Raw genomic sequence first — 19,925 nt, forward strand, 5'->3', positions numbered from 1 at the left:
AGCTCAGAAGATCGAATTTGTGATCGATTTTATCGGGCCGAGCAGGATCGATCCTTCCGGCACGCCGGCGTCGATCGGAATGGCTCTGCGGTTTGCTGTTGCCACCACCGGCTGGCCGACATCGGCTGTCACCACGACCGGGGTCTTGTTCGGCACACGATCGTAGAGATCGATAATGTCCTGGTTCATCAGGCGCACGCAGCCCGACGACACCGATTTGCCGATCGACCGCCATTCCGGCGAGCCGTGCAACCGGTACAGCGTGTCCTGGTTACCCTGGAACAGGTAAAGCGCACGCGCGCCAAGCGGGTTGTCCAGCCCGCCGGGCATGCCGCCATTATCGGCGCTGTATTTTGCGAGCTCGGGCTGGCGGGCTATCATGTCGTCCGGTGGCGTCCATTTCGGCCATTTCTGCTTCCATTGGACCACCGCATCGCCCGACCATTCGAAGCCGGCGCGGCCGAGGCCGACGCCGTAGCGGATCGCCTGGCCGCCCGGGCGCACCAGGTAGAGGAAGTGGTTGGTCGTGTCGACGACGATGGTGCCGGGCTGCTGCCCGGTCGGATCGTCAACGATCTGGCGCAGGAACTTCGGGTCGATCTTGTCGACAGGTATGGCCGGCAGCTCGAAGCCGCCATCGGACATCGGCCCATACATCGTCACGTAATCGCCGAGCGCCGGCTCGACATAGGTCGGCGGCGGTGGCTCGACCGGCTGCTGCGACAGGGTGGTGCAACTGGAGACCGCGACCGAGGCGGCGCCAAGGGCTGCTGCGTTGAGGAAACCGCGACGGCTAAGGCGCAGAGAGGACGATTGGGGTGTGAACATGATTGCCTTTTTTAAGTCTCAAATCGCAACAAAGCGTGAATGCGTCCGATACGGCGCAGGTGCTTGAGCAATGTCAGTGCGATAGGCGGTTCCAATTCTGGCCGCAGGGTGGACAAACAAAGGCAAAGCTGTGACTGGATCGTCACTGTTGCGTCGAGGCAACATGTCCGGCCGTCAAACCCCGGAGATCAGACCATCGAGGGACGGCAGGATCAGGGCCGGTGGGAAATCCCGGTATTCCTCTGGCTGATTGGCGCGGTTGATCCACACCGTCCTGAAGCCGAATTTGGTGGCGCCGGCGACGTCCCAGCGGTTGGATGACTGGAAAGAGACGGCGCCCGGATAGAGGCGCCAGCCCGTGGTGACCATGTCGTAGACCGACGGATCGGTCTTGAAGCGCCTGACGCTGTCGACGGAAAAGACGTCGTCCAGGACCTGGTCGAGCGCGGCGGATTTGACCGCCGCTTCCAGCATCTCAGGCGAACCGTTTGACAGGATCGCCAGCCTTGCCCCCGATGCCTTGAGCGCCTTGAGCACGGCCGGTACCTCCGGATAGCAGTCCAGCCGCCAATAGGCCTCGAGCAGCTTCGCCCTCAGCCCGGCATCCGCGGATGGAACCTTGCGCAGGGCGAAGTCGAGGGCCTGCTCGGTGAGCTGCCAGAAATCGGCATAGGCCCCCATCAGCGTCCTGGCCCAGGAATATTCCAGCTGCTTGGCGCGCCAGATATCGGACAGCAACTGGCCGTCCGGCCCGATCTGGTCGGCGTGACGGCGCACGGCCGCATGCACGTCGAACAGCGTGCCATAAGCGTCGAAAACGTAAGCCGCGAACTGCATTCGACAGTTTTGAGGCCGCGTAAGGCAAGGCGCAAGCGCTGATTGCAGTCCGCCAGCCCGCTGGCCTCAACAAATCTCAGCCAAGCCGGTTGACGGCGGCCGCCAAAGCATCTTCCAATGCGCCGCAACAAGCATCGAACGGAACCTGGCAATGACACTGGCGACTGCGGCGCAATCCGCGACATGGACCTTCGTCGACGGCGACTGGTACGAGGGCAATGTTGCCATTCTAGGGCCGCGCAGCCACGCCATGTGGCTCGGCACCAGCGTGTTCGACGGCGCCCGCTGGTTCGAGGGCGTCGCTCCCGATCTCGATCGCCATGCAGCGCGGGTAAATGCCTCGGCGATCGCGCTCGGCCTGAAGCCGACGATGAGCACCGACAAGATCGTCGGCCTGACCTGGGACGGACTGAAGAAGTTCGACGGCAAGACGGCAGTCTACATCAGGCCGATGTATTGGGCCGAGCATGGCGGCTATATGGGCGTGCCGGCCGACCCGGCCTCGACGCGTTTCTGCCTTTGCCTCTACGAATCGCCGATGATCTCGCCGACTGGGTTTTCGGTGACGGTGTCGCCGTTCCGGCGCCCGACCATCGAAACCATGCCGACCAACGCCAAGGCCGGCTGCCTTTATCCCAACAACGGCCGGGCTATCCTCGAAGCCAAGATGCGCGGCTTCGACAATGCGCTGGTGCTCGACATGCTGGGCAATGTCGCCGAGACCGGCACCTCGAATATTTTTCTGGTCAAGGACGGCCATGTCCTGACGCCGGCGCCGAACGGCACCTTCCTGTCCGGCATTACCCGCGCGCGCACGATGGCCCTGCTGGGCGAATACGGCTTCACGACGACGGAAAAGACGCTGTCGATCCGCGATTTTCTCGAGGCGGACGAAATCTTCTCGACCGGAAACCACTCGAAAGTCGTGCCGGTCACCCGTATCGAGGAGCGCAATCTGCAGCCCGGACCAGTGGCCAAGAAGGCGCGCGAACTCTATTGGGAATGGGCGCATTCGACTTCGCCCGGCTGACCCGCTAAAAAGCGGCCGGCGCTTCGTTTCCGGAGTTGTTCTAGACCAATCCAGTCCTATGTTAGTCCGGTATCGACACCGGATTTTTCCACGAGGGAGTACGACAGATGGCTTTTGAATTGCCCGCCTTGCCCTATGATTACGAGGCCTTGCAGCCTTATATGTCAAAGGAAACGCTGGAATATCACCACGACAAGCACCATAAGGCCTATGTCGACAACGGCAACAAGCTGGCCGCCGAGGCGGGCATGGGCGATTTGTCGGTCGAAGAGGCCGTCAAACAGTCCTTCGGCAAGAATGCGGGCCTCTTCAACAATGCCGCCCAGCACTACAATCACATCCATTTCTGGAAATGGATGAAGAAGGGCGGCGGTGGCAACAAGCTGCCGGGCGCATTGCAAAAGGCGGTCGACAGCGATCTTGGTGGCTACGACAAGTTCAAGGCCGACTTCATCGCCGCCGGCACCACCCAGTTCGGTTCGGGCTGGGCCTGGGTCTCGGTCAAGGACGGCAAGCTGGCGATCTCGAAGACGCCGAATGGCGAGAACCCGCTCGTCCATGGCGCGACGCCGATCCTCGGCGTCGATGTTTGGGAACATTCCTATTACATCGATTATCGCAACGCCCGGCCGAAATACCTCGAAGCCTTCGTCGACAGTCTCATCAACTGGGACTATGTGCTCGAACTCTACGAAAAGGCCTGATCCGTTCCAGAAAAGCCCCGGCAGAACCGGGGCTTTTCTTTTTCAGCATCAGAAACGACAGCTGCAAAAATTTCACGCAAGCGTGAGGCGAAGCGCCGGAATTTTTAAGCCATCCTTGCCGTTTGTCATCGGGGTGGGACCGCATCCTGAATTGCCTTCAACATGGAGCTAAGTGAATGAGAAAGCTTATCCTCGCCATCTCGATGCTCGCCTTCGCCGGTTCGGCGGCGTTTGCCGACCCGGTTGCTGACCGGCAGGCCCTGATGAAGGAACGTGGCAAGATTGCCGCCGGCTTGTCGAAAGTGGTCAAGGGCGAGACGCCCTACGACGCAGCTTCGGTGCTGACCGCGTTGCAGGCACTGCAGGCCAATGCCGAGAAATTCCATGCCGGCGTCGACACGCTTTTCCCGGCGGGCAGCGACACCGGCGACACCACGGCGTCTCCCAAGATCTGGCAGGACATGGCCGGCTTCAAGACGGCTGAAGGCAAGTACCTCGCAGACGTCAAGGCAGCGGTCGCCGCAGCACCTGCGGACGCCGAGGCGTTGAAGGCACAGTTCAACACCATCGGCGGCGGCTGCGGCAACTGTCATCAAAACTACAGGGTGAAAAAAGGCTGATAGCGGGCAATGCGCTTGCAGAAGAAACTTGTCGGCGCCGCCCTCGTTCTGGGCGGCGCGGCCGCGATTGCCGGCTGGTTCCTGTCGGCTCCGGTCAGGCTCGATGCCGCAACGCTGGCTGAGCTTGGTCCCGGCGACGCCGCCAGGGGCAAGCGCATCTTCTACGCCGGCGGCTGCACGTCCTGTCATGCCAAGCCCGGCTCGCAAGGCGACGCCCGCCTTCAGCTGGTCGGCGGCCTCGAGCTCAAGACGCCGTTCGGCACCTTCGTGCCGCCGAACATATCGCAGGACGCCAGGGACGGCATCGGCGCCTGGTCGGTCGAGGACTTTGCCAACGCCATGCTGAAGGGCGTGTCGCCGTCGGGCGAGCATCTTTATCCGGCATTTCCCTATACTTCATACGTGCGCATGAAGCCGGCCGACGTTGCCGATCTCTATGCATTCCTGAAGACCTTGCCCGCGGTCGCCGGCAAGGCGCCCGCCAATTCGCTGGTATTTCCCTTCAATGTCCGACGCGGTCTTGGCTTGTGGAAGCTGCTCTATTTGAGTGACCAGCCGGTTGTTTCCTTTCCCGACGGCACGCCCGACCCGGTGCTGGCCGGCCGCTATCTGGTGGAAGGCCCCGGTCATTGCGGCGAATGCCACACGCCGCGGGACCTTGCCGGCGGCACCAGGAAGGGCCAGTGGCTGGCAGGTGCGGCCGCCGCCGAAGGCAGCGGTATCGTGCCGAACATCACGTCGGGCGAGGGCGGCATCGCCGACTGGTCCGAAGCTGACATCGCCAACTATCTCGAAACCGGCTTCACGCCGGATTTCGATACGGTCGGCGGCGCAATGGTCGACGTGCAGCGGAACATGGCCGTGCTGACCCCGGAGGACCGCGCGGCAATCGCTGCCTATCTGAAAGCCGTGCCGCCGCACCCCAACGGCTATCCGGCGCGCAAGAAGCCGGTGAGCTGACGGCCGTTGCGTCAGCGGTCGCCGAGAAAGTCGAAGCCGGTTTCGAAGAAGTGATTGTAGTCGCAGGTCATTTCCTCGCCAGGCGCAATGTCGCGCAAGGCATAGGTCTCCTCCGGCTGCGAGACGTCGCAATTCGGGTCGTCGGCATGGTTCATGTAGCGCGCATCGTCGGCTTCGAAGACGATGTAGTTCGGGTCGCACCGGTCCGGGTAGGCGTAGCGGTCAAGGTAGGTTTTCACCGGGCCGGTTTCCCGCTCGTAGGTCGTCACCTCGATGCGGCGGTCGTATTTCGGGTCGAGCTTCCAGACCAGCGTGCCGCGGGGAATGTGGTTCTTGGCAAAGACGCCGATGCCCTGGATGGGCGATTTGTCGAGATAGACATCGACGAGCAACATGGCAGATCCCTGGGTGATTGAGTGTTGGCGGCGAGTGAAAAGGCCGCGCATTGGGTAGCGCGCGACCTTTGCAATTGCGAGCGGAAAATCAACTGTGCCTGCCCAGTATCCGAAGCCTCGTACGGCGTCGCATGTCGAGACCCTAGCGCTGTTGCAGCGCCAGCCGGATGCCCAAGGCGCAATAGATGCCGCCGACAGCCTTGCCCTGCCATCTCAGCACCGTCGGGTTTCGGCGCAGGAAAGCGCCGAGGCCGCCCGCACCCACGGCGAAAACCACCGTGCTGACGAGGCCCAACAGAACAAAGATCACGCCCAATGTCGCCAGTTGAAGCATCACCGATCCGTTTTCAGGCCGCACAAACTGCGGAAGAAATGCAAGGAAGAAAAGCGCGGTCTTGGGGTTGAGAATCTCGGTCAAAACAGCCTGCCGAAATGCTTTGGCAGCGGGGATCGCAAGTGCGCCGGCGGCCGGATAGGCAGGCGTTTTCTCGATGATCGCGCGAACGCCGAGATAAATGAGGTAGGCTGCGCCGATGTACTTCACTATGCTGAAAAGCGCCGCCGACGTGGCGATGATCGCCGAAATGCCGACGATCGCCATGAAGGTGTGAACCACGTCGCCGGCCGCGATCCCCGCGCCGGTCGCGATGCCCACCCTGGTTCCAGAGCTGGTTGCTGCGCCACGGTCAAAAGGGTGGCAGGACCCGGGATGAAAATAAAGCCAAGCACAACCGCGACATACGCAATCAATGTGGCAAGATCGATCATTGGTGGGCTTCTCCGCAACTTCCATCCTCAATGAAGGCATGTAGCGGAACAGCAAGCAATACCTGCCTATCCGCGGTGTTCACGCGGCAAGCTCGGCCTTCCCCGTCACCTTGAGCGCAAAGGCATAGGTGAAGGCGATTTCCTCCAGCCTCGAAAACCGGCCAGAGGCGCCGGCATGGCCTGAATCCATGTTGATCTTGAACAGCACCGGATTCTCACCTGTCTTGCGGTCGCGCAACCGCGCTACCCATTTGGCCGGCTCCCAATAAGTGACGCGCGGGTCGGTCAGGCCGGCCAACGCCAGAATCGGCGGATAGTCGAGTGCGGCGACATTGTCGTAGGGTGAATAGGCGGCGATGGTCCGGTAATCCTCCGCCGAAGCGATCGGATTGCCCCATTCCGGCCATTCCGGCGGCGTCAGCGGCAGGCTGGCGTCGAGCATGGTGGAGAGCACGTCGACGAAGGGAACCTCGGCGACGACGGCGCCGAAGCATTGCGGCGCCATGTTGGCGACCGCCCCCATCAGCATGCCGCCGGCCGAACCGCCTTGCGCGACGATGCGGTCATGCTGCGTATAGCGTTCGGCGACGAGGTGCTGGGCGACCGCGATGAAGTCGGTGAACGTGTTCATCTTGTTCGCCCGCTTGCCGTCGTCGTACCAGCCATAGCCCTTGTCCTTGCCGCCTCGAACATGGGCTATCGCGTAGACAAAGCCGCGGTCGACCAGCGAAAACAGATTGGTATTGAACGCGGCCGGCACGGTGATGCCGTAGGAGCCGTAGCCGTAAAGCAGGCACGGCGCCGACCCGTCGAGCGGCGTGTCGCGGTGATGGAGGAGCGAGATCGGCACCAGTTCGCCGTCGGCGGCAGGCGCCATCAGCCGGCGCGTGACATAGTGCTCCGGGTCGTGGCCGGACGGCACTTCCTGGGTCTTGAGCAGCACCCGCTCGCGGGTGCGCATATTGTAGTCGAAGACCTGCGCCGGCGTCGTCATCGACGAATAGGAAAAGCGCATGATCTCGGTGTCGTATTCGTAGGAGCCGGACAGGCCGAGCGAGAAGGCCTCCTCGTCGAAGGAGATCAGGTGCTCCTCGCCGCTCTTGCGGTCGTGCACGACGATGCGCGGCAGGCCTTCCTTGCGCTCGAGCCGGACCATGTGGTCCTTGAAGCCGATAACCGAAAGGATCAGTCGGCCCGCTTCGTGCGGCACCAGTTCCTGCCAGTTGGCACGCACCGGATCATGCGCTGGCGCCGTCATGATCTTGAAGTCCTTGGCACCGTCGGCATTGGTGAGGATGAAGAAGATGTCGCCGCCTTCCTCGAGCTCGTACTGCAGGCCGGTCTGGCGCGCCGCCACCAGCTTCGGCTCTGCGAACGGATCGTTGGCGCTCATGATGCGGTATTCCGAGGTCTCATGGTCGTTGATGCCGATCATGATCCACTCGTTGGGGCGCGTGCCGCCGACATCCATGAAGAAGCCGGGATCGGTCTCCTCGTAGATCAGCCGGTCGTTTTCAGGACTGTCACCAAGCGCATGGAACAGCACTTTGGAAGGCCGGTGGTTGGGGTCGAGGCGAGTGTAGAAAAAACCGTCATTGCCGGCATCCCAAACACCGCCACCGCCGGTGTCCGGAACCCTATCCGCCAGGTCGTTGCCGCCGGCGAGATCGCGGACGCGCAGCGTGTAGAATTCGGAACCCTTGTCGTCGAAGGCCCAGAGCAGCTTGCTGTGGTCGTCCGAATGATCGACGCCGCCCAGCCGGAAATAGGGTTTACCCTCGGCCTCGGCATCGCCGTCGAGCAATATCTGCTTGTCGCCGCCGTCGCGCGCCGTGCGGAAATAACGCGGCTGCTGGCCGCCAAGCTTGAAGGAGGAGCCGTAGGCATAGGGCCCATCCTTCATAGGCACAGAGGAATCATCTTCCTTGATACGCCCCTTCATTTCCGCGAAAAGCTGCTTCTGCAGCTGAGCCGTATCGGCCATCAGAGCCGCCTGGTAAGTATTCTCGGCTTCGAGGTGGGCGCGGATTTGGCCGTCGAGCAGAGACGGATCCCTGAACATCTCTTGCCAATTGCTGGCCCTCAGCCAAGCATAGTCGTCCGTCCGCGTCATGCCGTGATGCGTGTCGAAGATCGGCCGTTTCTCCGGCTGCGGTGGGGTGGCGGTCGGAAACACTGGGGTTCTGGTCATTGCGTCTCGCTGTGGAAGTTACTTGAATAGCGAATGAACACGCCGATCAGCGCGGGTTCAACGGCTATGATCTATTGTCGTGGTGGCTCGAGGGGACGGGCTGGAGGAGAGGACAATGAACATTTTTTCTCGGACTGTCGCGGCCCTCGCCGTCGCTGCGACCACCCTGGCCAATGCCGGTCATTCTCATGCAACTGCCTTTGCGGCTTGGCAAGTGGCTAATGTGCCGTTCGGCGACACACTCAATGTGCGCAAATATCCTTCGGGAACTTCGCAGAAGCAGGCCGCCTATCCCAACGGGACGGTTCTGCAGATGACCGGCAAATGCACCGGTGGGATAAATCTGCTCAATCTCGCCAAGCATTCGTACTGGCAGCAGAAACAGAAGATCCGCAATCACTGGTGCCAAGTCTGGCATGATCCGGCACAGAACGGCCAGTTCGTCACCGGCTGGGTCTACGGAAAATACATCACCCCGTTTCAGTGACGCGGCACGCCGCTCCCGGCCGACGGCTCACGAGCAACAGTAATGCTTCGCAACCTATGATTTTACTGAATCCGCCGATTGGCCAGGCTGTAATGCTGCCGGCTGGATCAAGCATTGAGCTCTATTTACCTGCTGCAGTCTGTGTAATGGCTGCTTGCCGCCGCGTCAGTCGATGCTGGTCTGACCAAAAAAAATGGCAAGTTTACACTCTGCACGAAAGAGTGAAGCTGAATATGAAAGATTTGACTTGCATCGCTGAATAGAGCGCAAGAAGCGAATTGACTTACTTGACGCCAAGGCCCATTAAGGTGCCGCGACGCGAATCGCGGAGGCTTTTTCCTGCACAAGTTCGCGCGATGCCCAACTATCGAAACGGGCGCAAACAGAAACAATTCTCGTTGGGGCCTGAACGCCATGGATATTACCGAAACACCTTCCAGAAACAGTGACGCGCTGATCGAGCTTACCGCCGACGTGGTGGCCGCCTATGTCAGCAACAATCCCGTGCCGGTCGGCGAATTGCCGAACCTCATTGCCGATGTCCATGCCGCTTTGGGGCGCGTCGGCGGGGCCGCCGAGCAGCCGCCTGCCGACAAGCAGAAGCCGGCGGTAAATCCGAAGCGTTCGGTGCATGACGACTACATCATCTGTCTCGAAGACGGCAAGAAGTTCAAGTCGCTCAAGCGTCACTTGATGACCCACTATGATCTCACGCCCGACCAGTATCGCGAAAAGTGGAACCTGGACCCGAGCTATCCGATGGTTGCGCCCAATTATGCGGCCGCCCGTTCGCAGCTCGCCAAGAAGATGGGTCTCGGCCGCAAGCGCAAGGGACGCTGATAACCGGCTCTTCGGGTTTGACATTCAAACGGCGCCTGCGGGCGCCGTTTTGTATTATGGGGTCAAAGGTCGAACCCGCCATGCTGCCGGCAACTGCCGTCCGGTCAGGCGGTCTGCTTCAGCGCTGCTTCGGCGTCACGCTTGATGCGCTTGACCATCGAGCGAAGACCATTGGCGCGCTGCGGCGACAGGTGCTCGTCAAGTCCGAGCGCCTTCAATGTGGCCTCTGCGTCGGTCCTCTGGATTTCGCTGGCCGGCCGTCCCGAAAACAGCGCCAGCATGATGGCGACCAGACCGCGCACGATATGGGCGTCGGAATCGCCCTTGAAGGTGATAACGGGGTCGGGACCACCGCCCTGTTCGGTGGTCAGCCAGACCTGGCTGACGCAGCCGGGCACCTTGTTGGCCGGTATGCGTTGCTCGTCGGGAAACGGCGGCAGCGCTTCACCCAGTTCAATCACATAGCGATAGCGGTCTTCCCACTCGTCGAGCAGGGAAAAGTCGTCGCGGATGGTCTGGATCATCGTGGTCATCACCCCGGATATAGTCATCCGGCACTGCCACGTCACGGAAAAAGAGGAGAAACGCCGCAGGCGCCGAGCGTGGGGAGCCTTGCGGTCTGGCGATGAATTCGGCCGAAACCGTCTCAGTTCTTCGCCGGCAACTGCAGTTTCGCCGGCAGATCGACTTTCGCCGGCAAGACGATTTCCTCGGGCACGCTGCCGGTGGTCGTCACCGTATCTGGTTCAGGGGTCTTGTCGTCCAGCATGGCGGCCGCGATCCTGGCGGTTTCCCTGGCCCGGGCGGTGATGGTGTGCATTGCCGATTTGCCGGTCTCGCACACGTCCGGCTTGCGCTGGCAGATGCCGGCGATGTCGCCGACGGCTTCGCGCGCCGCAAACAGCGCCTGGAGCGGCCCGACGCTTTCGCGGCCCGCATCATCGGCGCCGACACCCAGCGGCAGCGCCAGAAGCACCAGCGAAAACCAGAAAGCAGCTCTTATCAGAAAGCCCATCTGTCTGTCCTTTATGACGGTCATGCCTCCGAACCGCACGACCCTTGTACCGCGATACTGGCACGGAGGCGCAAAGGACGGCTTGTCCCGAAAGCAACAGTTTTCCTCAAATTTTAGGCAGATTCGAAACGAAGCGTTTTGAAGTTCATTTGCCTCGAATGGTTCATATTTCATTCAGCAAATGGTAACCATCCAACCTGTTGTTTCTCCTCGTTATTTTGGCGTTGGTGACAGTTTGATGCGATCGGCCGCAAGCCCAGGCGCGGGTGGTCCGGATAACGCTCCGTTTACTATGGCGGCAATTGCCCCGGTTTTTCCCCACCGGTATCCCGATATTTGCAGCCTGCCGGGGGACGATCGGCCCAGCCTTATCCATTCCTTAAACGCTGGATGCGAGTTTCGGATCGACAAAAGCCGCCTGCAAGGCAGGGCCGTTCACGACCGGGTGCGTTGAGTTGAGTGCGATCAAGGCCAGATACGCCGAGTTGCCGGGCGCGATAGCCGCCGGTTGCGAACGGATGGTTCATCCGTCCGTCCTCGGCCAGGACGACCGCCGCCGTGAGAGCCGGTTCATTGGCGTCATGCTGGCGGCTCCTTTCTTCAGCGCGGGTGCAGCGGTGACGCTGGTCACGTCGGGCATGGGCGCGGCCGTGACTGTGGCTGCGATCTTTGCGGCGTTCGGCCTTTGCTGGTTCGCCGCCCTGCTGGTGGCTGCATCGGGCAAGATGACCCTGGCCGGCCAACTCGCCTTGGTCGTCGGCAGTGTTGCCCTGGGTGCCCTTATCGCTGCCGCCGGCGGTGTGGCCTCGCCGGTTGCCTTACTCGCGGTGGCGCTGCCGTTTGAAGCCTGGTGGATCGGCCAGTCGCGCCGTTCCGTGATCTGGGGCGCCATATCGGCCCTTGTCGCAGTCTTGCTGCAGCCTTTAGCCGGTTCCGTCTTGCCGCTCGGCCAGACCGAAATCGCCGCATGGCACTGGCTAGTGCCGTTGGCCTGGGCGCTCACGCTCATTCCGCGTGTCGCTTCACTTCGTGCCACCGCCAGCGCTCAGCTCGATCCGGCCGGCAGCCACCGGCTCGAAGACCTGATCGACGCCGTCGTGCTGCGAATCGCTGCGCATGGCGAGGTTCTGGACGCCTCGGCTAAGGCACGCACGATACTGAGGCTGCCACCGGAGCTGCTTTTCGGCACCGGACTTTTCGATCGCATCCATCTGTCCGACCGCGTCCCATATCTCAGTGCGCTGGCCGATATGCGCGAGGGCGCCCTGTCGCGCCGGCTCGATCTTCGCGTCCGGCTGCCGCAGAGCAGCGGCGTGACGGCCGACAACTACCAGCCGTTTTCGCTCGAGATGATGCGCGCGCCTGGGCAGGAGACTGTCTTCACGCTTCTTCTGCGCGAGAACGATGAACTGGCCGGACTGCGCCAGGAGCTTGCCGCTGCCAACGAGGCGGCTGCTTCGGCCGAGGTGGCGAAAGGACGCTTCCTTGCCGTCGTCAGCCATGAGTTGCGCACCCCGCTCAATGCCATCATTGGCTTTTCCGACATGCTGCTGCACGAGATGTTCGGCAGCTTCAAGGATCCGCGCCAGAAGGAATATGTCGGCTTGGTCAGGGATTCGGGCCAGCACTTGCTTGCCGTCGTCACCTCGATACTCGACGTATCGCGGATCGAATCGGGCGCCTACGCGACCGAACCGGAACCGTTCCGCTTCCGCGAAGCGGTCGAGATGTGCCAGTCGATGATGCGCCTGCAAGCCGAGGCAAAGGCCATCGATCTGCAGGCCCAGATCGCGCCGGATGCAGGCGAAATAAATGCCGACCGTCGCGCCGTGCAGCAGATCCTGATCAATCTCGTCTCTAACGCGATCAAGTTCACGCCCGAAGGTGGCAATGTCGTCATCGGCGCCAAGCGGATCGGCTCGCGGCTGCATTTCTGGGTCCGGGACACCGGTATCGGCATCGCCGAGGAAGATTTCGCCAATCTCGGCAAGCCGTTCATGCAGATCCAGAACGACTGTACCCGTCGTTTCGAAGGCACAGGGCTCGGGCTTTCGCTGGTGAAGGGGCTGGTGGCGCTGCACGAGGGCACAATGTCGATCGAAAGCATGCCGGGCGAGGGCACCACGGTGACGATCAGCCTTCCCGTGAGCGGCCCGACGGGCCGCTCGGCGGAGAAGACCGGCGTGGTGCCGATGTCCGCGGTCAAAGCCAAGGCGGACGGTGGCAAAGGGGAGAGCAATGGGTCGCTCCGCAAAACAGCCTAAGGCGGTCAAACGCCGCGGCAATGCCTTCGAGCACGGAGCGATGGCGCTGGGCAGCCTGATCTCGCGCAATCCTGTTGTGGTCGGCGGCTCCACCGCGTTCCTGGTGACGCTGTTCTACGTCTCGGCGAACGCGCTTTGGTACCAGCCCTTTCCGCATGCCGGAGCGTTTTTCGCTACCAGAAGCATCGAACGCTTTCCGCGGGCGGATAGCGATGAGCCCGAAACCACCATCAATATCGTGCGTCCGGCCGCTACGCCGATCAAGAGCGACCCGGTCGTCGAGCAGGTCCAGGGCATCTTGAAGGATCTCGATTTCTATTCCGGCACCATCGACGGTATTCCCGGACCGAATACGCGCAAGGCCATCCAGGCCTATCAGCAGAAAGTCGGATTGAATGCCTCCGGCGAGATCGACGGCGTCCTGCTGGATCAACTGGGCGCCACGCCAAAGACCGCGGCCGTGGTTCCGCATCCCGTGCCGCGGCCGGTCGAAACGGCCGCTGCTCCGGCCGCCATTCCGGTATCCGCACCAGCAAACGCAGCGGCGCAAACGCCGGATCCCCGCATCGTCAAGATCCAGGCCGGACTGAAAGCGTTCGGCAATGAGGACATGCAATTGGATGGCGTCGTAGGCGCGCGCACCAAGGCCGCGATCAAGGAATTCCAGGCGCTGTTCGGCTTGCCGGAGACCGGCGAGCCAGACGAGATCGTCTACGTCAAGATGCGCGAGATCGGCCTGACCAACTGAGGGCCGAAACCTAGTCTCCCGGCCTATTTAAGCCATTGCTCCGGGTCGCGCATTCCATGGACTATCGCCACGGCTAACACGCCGTAGGGCATGGGCTCGTAAATCACGATGTAGCGCCCCTCGACCAGAATGCGGGCGGTGGCGCTCAATTCCGGTCGAGCTGCGCCCATTTTGGCGTGCTCGCAAGCCAATTCCAGCCTGTCGAAAATGCGTCCGATCAGCTTGTCAGCCGCCTTCTCGTTATCGACGGCAATGTGATGCCAAATATCTCGCAAATCCTGAGAAGCTCGCGGGGTGAGCCGGTATTCAGCCACGGACTGCGCGTTCGGCCTTCAGAGCGCGTAAGAAAGCCGTACGATTTACGTGTTGACCTTCGCCACTTGCCATCCCTTCGTCATAGGCCCTTTTGAGGCGTTCCAGTTCAAGAGTGCGGAATTCCTCGCGCTGCTCCCATAGACGTAGTGCTTCCCTGACGATTTCACTGTTGGAAGCATAGTCTCCGCTGTTCACGGCGTCTTGTAGACGGGCGGCCTGCTTGGGGGTAAGCGACACAGTAAGAGTGCGCATGGGCTGGGCTTTCATACCGGGCACTATAGCATTTTTCACAGAGGCCAACAAGTTTTGTTAGACTTTGTTGGTAAATCGTCGCATTCCGGGACTTGCTTTGATGGCCAACCGTTGCTCGCGAATAAGTGAGAATCTCGACACCACAAACCCGAAATCGTACAGGGTCCCGCCATGCGGGTAACCACCGATCTGTGGGTGTCGGCCCTGTTGCGCCGGGTTTTTAGCGCCGGCGGCTTTGCCGCCGTGGTCAAGCGCGGCGCCACGGAAGCCGGCGCAGTTTTCGTGTTGGCGCGTGGCCGGCTAGGAGAGATGGCGCTGTTCGGGCCGGCGCCGCAGACGAGCTACGATTCGGCCAGGCCGGACGACCGTTTTTTCAGTCTGCTTGGCGAAGGCGACGATGCCGCCATTTTCGACGCGCAGCTGGAGCGCGAGAAGAAATTCGATCCGGATATCTGGGTGATCGAGATCGAGGCGGGCGTCGTTCCCGTCGAGGAGCTTATCTCGGTCAAGGCGTCGTAACGGCAAGCCTTCAGATGCGAAGCGCCTTTGGGGTGGCGGTTACATCGGCGCTGTTCGGCTTGCGCAGGTCGGCATTTGCCGCGACCCGCCCGGGCTTGCGAACGATTTTCGACACGGTGTCGGCCTTCCAGTCGCGGAGCCTGTCCAACGCAGCGTCGCGGTGCAGCAGGCGGTAGCGGTCGAGGAAGATGCGGATCGCCTGCGGGTGCGGAAACTCGGTCGGATAGATGGCAGCCGTGATCAGGAACGCCTTGTCTTCGCTGAGGTCGAGCGCGCGCAAGGCGAAAAGTAGCGGTGTGTAATTTTGGCTCGCGGTGAGCGTCCGCGCCGTTGAAAAATCGACTTCGAGCGCATCGGCGAGCGCTGTCTGAAAGAATGCCGCATTGCCGGTCAGCGCGGTTTCGCGCAGCTTGACGTAGGTTTGTGGCTCGACGAACGGTCTGATGGCGGTGCCGCGCTCGGAGCGCATCATGGATCGCAACCGGCGGCGTACGGTTTCGGCGGCGTCGGCCGCCTCTTGTCTGTTTGCGTCGCTCGCGACCATTTCCGCGTTTTCGGACGGGGCAATGGCAGTTGCTTCCGGCTGCTGCTGCGACCGCACCAGCGTCGGCCTTTCAAGCACTTTGATGAGATCGGCGATGGTTTGGTTGAGATCCTTGCGGCGGGCAATGGCACGGGCATGCGGCAGGCCGTGACGCCCGATCAGCGCGATCAGGTCGATGTCGCTGAGGGCACGCGAGCGGATGAGTAGCGGAGCGGCGATGTCGACCCGCTCCTGGCAAAGCCGCCGCACCAGCGCGGCGGGTGCATATTCGCATTCGGAAAGGGCCGCTGCGACGTAGCGGCGCGATTCGACCGAGACATTCTCGAAAAGCGGCAGCGTCAGGTCTTCGAGCTGCGCGATCTCCCGGCGCGAAGGGCGGGTGAGCGAACAGAATGCCGATACCGCGGCGCGAAACAGCCTTTCGGCCTTTCCCGATTCAGCTCCTGCTGCGATTTGCCCGAAATCCGAAGCTGACACGAAGGATACGCCTGACACTCGACACGATCTGGAGGGCGCTCTGCCGGGCTGTACCGGTTTCGCGTTTCCCAAGAACAAAGATCAATTTAGCGGCGATCCGTTAGCGCTCCGTTAACCTACTGCCTTCTTAATCGACTATGGAGGCGTTGCGTTGTGCTCCGGGGCAACCGAGAGGAATACGCGAACCATGGGCATGGTACTGTCTTTCGTGCCGCGAACGGCGGCAACCAATCGAGCACAACAAGCCGCGCCGGCGGCAGTGATCATATTTCCCGGGGTGCGCTACGAGCAGCGGCCGCTGACGGCCGAAACGCGGCCGACCGGCCCCGACAAGCCGGGACCGTCGGGAACATTGCCGGTACCGCACCACTGAGCATCGGAACCGGCCTAAAAATCCTGCAGTTCGCAGGAACTCTGTTCGAGAAAGCGCGAGACGATCGGCTTCCAGCTGTCGTCGGGCACGAACGAACGGATGACGAACACGCCTTCCTCTATCGGCGCCTCGACGAAGATGGCCCCTTGCAGTTCCTCGGGAAGATCCTTGCGGACCTCGATCATCTGGGCCGGCGTCAGCACAACGGTGTCGAGCACGCCTGCGGTCGCGCTGTGGTCGTTGAACGAGTAGATGTTGTGGCCGCCGCGGTCATAGACCGATATCGACCAGAATGGCACCTTGCCCGGCGCCTTGACCCGCACCATCCCCTCGGCAAGGTCGAAGCGGCAAGCCGCCGCGTAAAACAGCGGATCGACCGATTTCACCACCGGCGCGCCGCCGGCTTCCGCGTCGAGCCTGGTCATCTTGTAGAGATCCGAAGCCATGGCCAATCGCGACCAGGCGTCGCGTTCCGAGAACTCGGGGACGAGCAGCAGCACGACGATGTGCACGATGCCGGCGCCGAGCAGGCCGAGCAGCACGGCATGCAGCAGGCTACGCATTGCAGCCGACCTTCTGGATCTGCGGCAGCGTGACGTCCGACAGACCGGTGCTGCTGGCGATCGGTGTGTCGTAGAACGTGAGCACCAAGTACATCTTGCCGGCGCCGCTGGTCAGTAGCCAGTTGCCGGGCGCAGGGCGGCTGCCAACGGAAATGACCACCGAATTGTCGGCCTGGCGCAGCACTTGATAGGACTGCAGCGCAGCCGGCCTCGGCGTGCCGGTCTCGACCACCCCAAGCGACTGGTCGGCGGCATAAAGCGTCCAGAACCGGGCGGTGGGAAAACCGCCCGCAATCTTGTAGGCGCATTGCCGCTTGAGCTGTTCGCCGCCGGAATCGCGTTCGGCTATGAAGGACAGTCCTTCCGCCTGTCCGAGCGCCAGCACGCCTTCGCGAGCCACGCGGGCTTTGGAATAGGGATCCGCCGTCGGCGTGCCGATATCCGGGAAGGCGGTCCATTGGCCGATCCTGATGGCGCCGACGCCATCCTGCAGCTTCAGCGCGTACCAGACGCTGGCGCCACCGCCACCGACGGCGATGGCAAGCGAAAGCAGCGTCAGGAAGGCGTTCTTGAGCATGACGAGCCGGGAGAACCGAAGGCCGGGGACAGAAAGATTGCCGCCGGGGATATCTCGGCGCAGGGGCTTATGGCAAGCGGCCCCACAGAATTGGCCGTCACAGCGCCGACAGGGTCTCCGGCGCAGCGGGCGCGTCGAGCACGGGTGCCGCCTGGAAAAGCCTGGTCAGTTCTTTCAGGGTCCGGGTGGTCCGGCTGGACAGCACCGGCGGACGCTCGGCGGCGGCATCGGCTGCTGCCTGTTCGGCGTTCTTCTTTTCCGCTTCCTCGGCCTTGGCGGCGATTTCGGCATCGACGAAGGGGTGATCGATACCGGGGATCGGTTTCAGGTCGATATTCTGGTGCGCATAGAGCATCAGCCGCTGCCACACCATTGCCGGCAGCGTGCCGCCGGTCATCTTGTTGGTCGCGGTGAAGTCATCGTTGCCGAGCCAGACGGCGGCTGTGTAGTTGCCGGTAAAGCCGACGAACCAGGCATCGCGGTAGGACTGCGTCGTGCCGGTCTTGCCGGCGACAACGATGTTTGGAAGGGCCGCGCGCCGGGCCGTGCCGATCACCGGCACCGCCGCCAGCATGGTGTTCATGTATTTGAGCGCCTGCTCCGACAGCACCCGGTGCGGCGGCGGCGCGTCCTTGGCGAAGTCGTAGACCACTTCGCCGGTACGGTTGAAGAGTTGGCTTATGCCGTGCCGGGTTCCGGCAAGGCCGTTCTGGGCGAACACGCTGTAGCCCGTCGCCTGGTCCATCACAGTCATGCCCGATGTACCGAGCACCATGGTCTTGTGCGATTCCAGCGGCGACTCGACGCCCATGGCTTCCGCCATCGCCTTGATCGGCTTGATGCCGAGATAATCCTTGGCCAGCCGCACCGGCACGGTGTTGATCGATTTGGCCATCGCCGTGATCAGCGTCACCTTGCCGGCCGACCCGCCATTGTAATTGTGAGGCGACCAGCTGCCCCAGGAGATGGGTCCGCCGGACACCACCGAATCCGGCGTGAAGCCATGCTCCATCGCCGTCGCATAGACATAGGGCTTGAACGAGGAGCCGGTCTGGCGAAGTGCCTTGGTGGCGCGGTTGAACTGGCTGGCGCCGTAGTCGCGGCCGCCGACGATCGCCCGGACGGCGCCGTTGGTCTCGATGACGACGATAGCGCCCTCGGTGACGTTGTATTCCTTGCCGAACTGGCGGAGGTGGAACTCCATCGATTCTTCGGCCGCCTTCTGGATGTTGGCGTCGAAGGTGGTGTGCGCGACAAGCGAGTGCGGGCCGCCTTTGGCGGCGATCTTCTTGACCTCGTCGAAGGCCCAGTCGAGGTAATAATCGGGGCTCTTCTGCTCGCCGCGGTCGACGATTTCGGCCGGGTGTAATCTTGCCTGCAGCACCTGGCCTTCGGTCATGAAGCCGGAATCGACCAGATTGGACAGTACCACATTGGCCCGCGCCCGGGCGGCGGGCAGGTTTATGTGCGGCGCGTATTTGGTCGGCGCCTTGAACAGGCCGGCCAGCATCGCCGCCTCGGCAAGGTTCAGGTCCTTGACGCTCTTGCCGAAATAGAAATCGGCTGCCGCCTCGATGCCGAAAGTGCCGCCGCCCATATAGGCGCGGTCGAGGTAAAGCTGCAGGATTTCCTTCTTCGACAGATTGGCTTCGAGCCACAGCGACAGGAAGGCTTCCTTGATCTTGCGCTCGAAGGTCCGTTCGTTGGTCAGGAACAGGTTCTTGGCCAGCTGCTGGGTGATGCTCGAGCCGCCCTGGACGACGGAATTGGCCCGCACATTCTCGAATATCGCCCGCGACAGGCCGAGCACATCGATGCCGTAATGGTCGAAGAAACGGCGGTCCTCGGTGGCCAGCACCGCCTTGATGACATGGTCGGGCATCTCGTCGACCGGCACCGAATCGCGCTGGATAATGCCGCGCTGGCCGATCTCGTTGCCGTAGCGGTCAAGGAAGGTGACGGCGAAGTCGCCCTGCGTGCGCCAGTCGCCGGCGGTTATCTGGAAGGCCGGCAAGGCCAGCGCCAAAAGGACGACGATGCCGCCGGCACCGAGCGTAAAGCCTTCACTCAAGAGTTCGATCAGGCCGCGGCGCCAGCCGCCGACGCGGAAACGCCGCGAGAAGATGGTGGCCGCTTCCCAGAACTGGCGCGCCCTGAAGCCGATTTCGTAGACAGAGGAATCGATCCACGCATCCACCGCCAGCAGCCTTGCGGCGATCGGACCTCTTCTCTTACGTGGTTCCAAAGGACTGGCCATTCCAGGATCCGGCTGCGGCGACGCCGCCAACTGAGAAACCGCATGCCGGCAATTTCACGGCGGCGCGCCTTTCAAGACTATTCGTCCATTTTGGTGCTGCCTACAAGGGCGATGAAGGTTCCGCGCTTGCGTGGGTGCTGAGGATCGGCAGCGTCACATGGGACGCTTGTCCGCGATCTTTTTCGGGTCGCGGCCTATCATACCGGCGTTGGCTTTCCTGTGCTTGTCGGCAAGCCTGCGAATGCGATCGAAGCGGCTTTCCTCGGCCACTTCGATTTTCGCCGCTGCATTTGGCTTCGGGACGAGTGCGATCATTGATCGTTCTCCCGATGGCGCGCGCCGGGGAAGGTACCCCGGCGCT

General features: G+C 62.1%; 23 protein-coding genes and 1 pseudogene. 10 read left to right on the top strand and 14 right to left on the bottom strand.

Annotation, left to right across the window (positions count from 1 at the left end; translation table 11 throughout):
- Positions 1 to 3 precede the first annotated feature (3 nt).
- A complete protein-coding gene (locus NMG46_RS23615; RefSeq protein WP_254819930.1) occupies positions 4 to 828 on the bottom strand; it encodes a L,D-transpeptidase in 825 nt (274 codons plus the stop codon).
- Between the two features lie 174 nt (positions 829 to 1,002).
- Complete coding sequence (locus tag NMG46_RS23620) at positions 1,003 to 1,665, bottom strand: haloacid dehalogenase type II (protein WP_254819931.1); 663 nt, start codon at positions 1,663 to 1,665, stop codon at positions 1,003 to 1,005.
- Between the two features lie 151 nt (positions 1,666 to 1,816).
- On the opposite strand from NMG46_RS23620, the gene NMG46_RS23625 reads away from it, so the two are divergent.
- From NMG46_RS23625 to NMG46_RS23640, 4 genes are all read left to right on the top strand, one after another.
- Complete coding sequence (locus tag NMG46_RS23625) at positions 1,817 to 2,695, top strand: branched-chain amino acid aminotransferase (protein WP_254819932.1); 879 nt, start codon at positions 1,817 to 1,819, stop codon at positions 2,693 to 2,695.
- 107 nt (positions 2,696 to 2,802) lie between these two features.
- Positions 2,803 to 3,399, top strand: coding sequence for a superoxide dismutase (locus NMG46_RS23630; protein WP_023677850.1), 597 nt, complete (start codon positions 2,803 to 2,805; stop codon positions 3,397 to 3,399).
- Between the two features lie 176 nt (positions 3,400 to 3,575).
- Positions 3,576 to 4,019, top strand: coding sequence for a cytochrome c (locus NMG46_RS23635; protein ID WP_254819933.1), 444 nt, complete (start codon positions 3,576 to 3,578; stop codon positions 4,017 to 4,019).
- Positions 4,020 to 4,028: 9 nt separating this feature from the next.
- A complete protein-coding gene (locus NMG46_RS23640; protein ID WP_254819934.1) occupies positions 4,029 to 4,979 on the top strand; it encodes a cytochrome c in 951 nt (316 codons plus the stop codon).
- Between the two features lie 11 nt (positions 4,980 to 4,990).
- On the opposite strand, the gene NMG46_RS23645 is transcribed toward NMG46_RS23640, so the two are convergent.
- The 3 genes and pseudogenes from NMG46_RS23645 to NMG46_RS23655 all read right to left on the bottom strand — a co-directional run bounded on the left by NMG46_RS23645 (position 4,991) and on the right by NMG46_RS23655 (position 8,333).
- Positions 4,991 to 5,374 (bottom strand): SET domain-containing protein, encoded by a 384-nt coding sequence (locus NMG46_RS23645; RefSeq protein ID WP_254819935.1) that lies wholly within the window; start codon positions 5,372 to 5,374, stop codon positions 4,991 to 4,993.
- Between the two features lie 142 nt (positions 5,375 to 5,516).
- A pseudogene (locus NMG46_RS23650) lies at positions 5,517 to 6,142 on the bottom strand (LysE family translocator).
- 79 nt (positions 6,143 to 6,221) lie between these two features.
- Positions 6,222 to 8,333 carry a S9 family peptidase gene (locus tag NMG46_RS23655; protein ID WP_254819936.1) on the bottom strand — a complete coding sequence of 704 codons (2,112 nt, stop codon included), beginning with the start codon at positions 8,331 to 8,333 and terminating at the stop codon, positions 6,222 to 6,224.
- A gap of 115 nt (positions 8,334 to 8,448) precedes the next feature.
- Here NMG46_RS23655 and NMG46_RS23660 point away from each other — a divergent pair, with 115 nt between their 5' ends.
- Both NMG46_RS23660 and NMG46_RS23665 read left to right on the top strand, forming a co-directional pair.
- Positions 8,449 to 8,820, top strand: a complete 372-nt coding sequence (locus NMG46_RS23660; RefSeq protein WP_254819937.1) for an SH3 domain-containing protein — start codon at positions 8,449 to 8,451, stop codon at positions 8,818 to 8,820.
- 414 nt (positions 8,821 to 9,234) lie between these two features.
- Entirely contained in the window at positions 9,235 to 9,660 is a 426-nt protein-coding gene (locus NMG46_RS23665) for a MucR family transcriptional regulator (protein WP_023677844.1), read from the top strand.
- Between the two features lie 104 nt (positions 9,661 to 9,764).
- Here the strand turns inward: NMG46_RS23665 and NMG46_RS23670 are convergent, their stop codons facing one another.
- Both NMG46_RS23670 and NMG46_RS23675 read right to left on the bottom strand, forming a co-directional pair.
- On the bottom strand, positions 9,765 to 10,193 hold the full coding sequence (locus NMG46_RS23670) for a SufE family protein (protein ID WP_254819994.1): 429 nt from the start codon (positions 10,191 to 10,193) through the stop codon (positions 9,765 to 9,767).
- 113 nt (positions 10,194 to 10,306) lie between these two features.
- Positions 10,307 to 10,675: a DUF5330 domain-containing protein gene (locus NMG46_RS23675; RefSeq protein ID WP_254819995.1), complete on the bottom strand. Its 369-nt coding sequence runs from the start codon at positions 10,673 to 10,675 to the stop codon at positions 10,307 to 10,309.
- A 518-nt stretch (positions 10,676 to 11,193) separates the two neighbouring features.
- On the opposite strand from NMG46_RS23675, the gene NMG46_RS23680 reads away from it, so the two are divergent.
- A complete protein-coding gene (locus NMG46_RS23680) occupies positions 11,194 to 12,939 on the top strand; it encodes a PAS domain-containing sensor histidine kinase (protein WP_254819996.1) in 1,746 nt (581 codons plus the stop codon).
- Positions 12,914 to 13,687 carry a peptidoglycan-binding protein gene (locus tag NMG46_RS23685; RefSeq protein ID WP_254819938.1) on the top strand — a complete coding sequence of 258 codons (774 nt, stop codon included), beginning with the start codon at positions 12,914 to 12,916 and terminating at the stop codon, positions 13,685 to 13,687. The genes NMG46_RS23680 and NMG46_RS23685 overlap by 26 nt, the downstream gene beginning before the upstream one ends.
- Positions 13,688 to 13,710: 23 nt before the next feature.
- Here the strand turns inward: NMG46_RS23685 and NMG46_RS23690 are convergent, their stop codons facing one another.
- The gene (locus tag NMG46_RS23690; protein WP_254819939.1) at positions 13,711 to 14,001 is read right to left on the bottom strand and encodes a type II toxin-antitoxin system RelE/ParE family toxin; all 291 of its coding nucleotides are present in this window, start codon (positions 13,999 to 14,001) and stop codon (positions 13,711 to 13,713) included.
- Positions 13,994 to 14,254: a type II toxin-antitoxin system ParD family antitoxin gene (locus tag NMG46_RS23695; protein ID WP_254819940.1), complete on the bottom strand. Its 261-nt coding sequence runs from the start codon at positions 14,252 to 14,254 to the stop codon at positions 13,994 to 13,996. Before NMG46_RS23695 ends, NMG46_RS23690 begins: the two co-directional genes overlap by 8 nt.
- 171 nt (positions 14,255 to 14,425) lie before the next feature.
- Between NMG46_RS23695 and NMG46_RS23700 the strand changes: the two genes are divergently transcribed.
- Positions 14,426 to 14,773, top strand: a complete 348-nt coding sequence (locus tag NMG46_RS23700) for a DUF1491 family protein (protein ID WP_254819941.1) — start codon at positions 14,426 to 14,428, stop codon at positions 14,771 to 14,773.
- A gap of 10 nt (positions 14,774 to 14,783) precedes the next feature.
- Here the strand turns inward: NMG46_RS23700 and NMG46_RS23705 are convergent, their stop codons facing one another.
- Complete coding sequence (locus tag NMG46_RS23705; RefSeq protein WP_254819942.1) at positions 14,784 to 15,794, bottom strand: DUF2336 domain-containing protein; 1,011 nt, start codon at positions 15,792 to 15,794, stop codon at positions 14,784 to 14,786.
- A 187-nt stretch (positions 15,795 to 15,981) separates the two neighbouring features.
- On the opposite strand from NMG46_RS23705, the gene NMG46_RS23710 reads away from it, so the two are divergent.
- A complete protein-coding gene (locus NMG46_RS23710; RefSeq protein WP_254819943.1) occupies positions 15,982 to 16,167 on the top strand; it encodes a hypothetical protein in 186 nt (61 codons plus the stop codon).
- A 14-nt stretch (positions 16,168 to 16,181) separates the two neighbouring features.
- On the opposite strand, the gene NMG46_RS23715 is transcribed toward NMG46_RS23710, so the two are convergent.
- From NMG46_RS23715 to NMG46_RS23730, 4 genes are all read right to left on the bottom strand, one after another.
- Entirely contained in the window at positions 16,182 to 16,730 is a 549-nt protein-coding gene (locus NMG46_RS23715) for a DUF1254 domain-containing protein (RefSeq protein WP_254819944.1), read from the bottom strand.
- Positions 16,723 to 17,307, bottom strand: a complete 585-nt coding sequence (locus NMG46_RS23720) for a DUF1214 domain-containing protein (protein ID WP_254819945.1) — start codon at positions 17,305 to 17,307, stop codon at positions 16,723 to 16,725. Before NMG46_RS23720 ends, NMG46_RS23715 begins: the two co-directional genes overlap by 8 nt.
- 97 nt (positions 17,308 to 17,404) lie before the next feature.
- Positions 17,405 to 19,564 carry a transglycosylase domain-containing protein gene (locus tag NMG46_RS23725; protein WP_254819946.1) on the bottom strand — a complete coding sequence of 720 codons (2,160 nt, stop codon included), beginning with the start codon at positions 19,562 to 19,564 and terminating at the stop codon, positions 17,405 to 17,407.
- A 153-nt stretch (positions 19,565 to 19,717) separates the two neighbouring features.
- A complete protein-coding gene (locus NMG46_RS23730) occupies positions 19,718 to 19,879 on the bottom strand; it encodes a hypothetical protein (RefSeq protein WP_254819947.1) in 162 nt (53 codons plus the stop codon).
- Positions 19,880 to 19,925: the final 46 nt, after the last annotated feature.

The organism is Mesorhizobium sp. LMG 17147 (assembly GCF_024297145.1).
Taxonomy (GTDB): Bacteria; Pseudomonadota; Alphaproteobacteria; order Rhizobiales; family Rhizobiaceae; genus Mesorhizobium.

Coding starts and splice junctions, on each gene's coding strand:
- NMG46_RS23630 (WP_023677850.1), top strand. CDS start 2,803: ATGGCTTTTGAATTGCCCGCCTTGCCCTATGATTACGAGGCCTTGCAG.
- NMG46_RS23615 (WP_254819930.1), bottom strand. CDS start 828: ATGTTCACACCCCAATCGTCCTCTCTGCGCCTTAGCCGTCGCGGTTTC.
- NMG46_RS23655 (WP_254819936.1), bottom strand. CDS start 8,333: ATGACCAGAACCCCAGTGTTTCCGACCGCCACCCCACCGCAGCCGGAG.
- NMG46_RS23665 (WP_023677844.1), top strand. CDS start 9,235: ATGGATATTACCGAAACACCTTCCAGAAACAGTGACGCGCTGATCGAG.
- NMG46_RS23625 (WP_254819932.1), top strand. CDS start 1,817: ATGACACTGGCGACTGCGGCGCAATCCGCGACATGGACCTTCGTCGAC.
- NMG46_RS23710 (WP_254819943.1), top strand. CDS start 15,982: ATGGGCATGGTACTGTCTTTCGTGCCGCGAACGGCGGCAACCAATCGA.
- NMG46_RS23720 (WP_254819945.1), bottom strand. CDS start 17,307: ATGCTCAAGAACGCCTTCCTGACGCTGCTTTCGCTTGCCATCGCCGTC.
- NMG46_RS23645 (WP_254819935.1), bottom strand. CDS start 5,374: ATGTTGCTCGTCGATGTCTATCTCGACAAATCGCCCATCCAGGGCATC.
- NMG46_RS23700 (WP_254819941.1), top strand. CDS start 14,426: ATGCGGGTAACCACCGATCTGTGGGTGTCGGCCCTGTTGCGCCGGGTT.
- NMG46_RS23730 (WP_254819947.1), bottom strand. CDS start 19,879: ATGATCGCACTCGTCCCGAAGCCAAATGCAGCGGCGAAAATCGAAGTG.
- NMG46_RS23670 (WP_254819994.1), bottom strand. CDS start 10,193: ATGACCACGATGATCCAGACCATCCGCGACGACTTTTCCCTGCTCGAC.
- NMG46_RS23660 (WP_254819937.1), top strand. CDS start 8,449: ATGAACATTTTTTCTCGGACTGTCGCGGCCCTCGCCGTCGCTGCGACC.
- NMG46_RS23715 (WP_254819944.1), bottom strand. CDS start 16,730: ATGCGTAGCCTGCTGCATGCCGTGCTGCTCGGCCTGCTCGGCGCCGGC.
- NMG46_RS23680 (WP_254819996.1), top strand. CDS start 11,194: ATGGTTCATCCGTCCGTCCTCGGCCAGGACGACCGCCGCCGTGAGAGC.
- NMG46_RS23620 (WP_254819931.1), bottom strand. CDS start 1,665: ATGCAGTTCGCGGCTTACGTTTTCGACGCTTATGGCACGCTGTTCGAC.
- NMG46_RS23695 (WP_254819940.1), bottom strand. CDS start 14,254: ATGCGCACTCTTACTGTGTCGCTTACCCCCAAGCAGGCCGCCCGTCTA.
- NMG46_RS23725 (WP_254819946.1), bottom strand. CDS start 19,564: ATGGCCAGTCCTTTGGAACCACGTAAGAGAAGAGGTCCGATCGCCGCA.
- NMG46_RS23685 (WP_254819938.1), top strand. CDS start 12,914: ATGGGTCGCTCCGCAAAACAGCCTAAGGCGGTCAAACGCCGCGGCAAT.
- NMG46_RS23675 (WP_254819995.1), bottom strand. CDS start 10,675: ATGGGCTTTCTGATAAGAGCTGCTTTCTGGTTTTCGCTGGTGCTTCTG.
- NMG46_RS23640 (WP_254819934.1), top strand. CDS start 4,029: ATGCGCTTGCAGAAGAAACTTGTCGGCGCCGCCCTCGTTCTGGGCGGC.
- NMG46_RS23635 (WP_254819933.1), top strand. CDS start 3,576: ATGAGAAAGCTTATCCTCGCCATCTCGATGCTCGCCTTCGCCGGTTCG.